This is a genomic window from Vibrio sp. 378, from assembly GCF_033339435.1.
In genome coordinates this window covers 1-545 of sequence record NZ_JAWOUO010001037.1, presented here as the reverse complement: position 1 = coordinate 545, position 545 = coordinate 1, and the positions used below count along the sequence as shown (strand labels likewise).

The 545-nt window shown below is 43.5% G+C and carries 1 pseudogene; it reads left to right on the top strand.

The features are described from left to right. Positions 1-42 precede the first annotated feature (42 nt). Positions 43-545 (top strand): annotated as a pseudogene (locus R7Q48_RS30240) (haloacid dehalogenase-like hydrolase); the annotation flags it as partial.

The following is a 545-nucleotide window of genomic DNA, read 5'->3' as shown; positions in this document are numbered from 1 at the left end:
TGCTCCATTATTAAACTCCCCTATATAAAGAGTTTACAACTGATGAAAAATTACCTCTTGAATGTTTTTACGCTCGCTGTCGCGGTGATTTCATTTCCGCTTTTGGCGCAAAATAGTGACCCATTGCCTTCGTGGAACGACGGTCAAACCAAACAAGCAATTATCCAATTTGTCAGTGATGTTACTGACGCTAACTCTCCCAATTTTGTTGCTCCTCAAGATCGTATTGCCACTTTTGATAACGACGGAACGTTATGGTCAGAAAAGCCGATGTACTTCCAAATCTTGTTTGTGCTCGACCAAATTAAAGAGCAAGCGGCTAGCCACCCTGATTGGAAGACGACTAAACCATACTCACTGGTGTTAAGCGGGCAGATAGATAAGCTGAGCTTAGAAGATGTTCTAACCATGGTGCAAAAAACGCATTCAGGAATGAGCAGCGATGAGTTCACGTCTATTGTGCAAGCTTGGATAAGTACGGCTAAGCACCCCGTAACGGGTCGCCCATACACCGATATGGTGTATCAACCAATGTTAGAACTGTT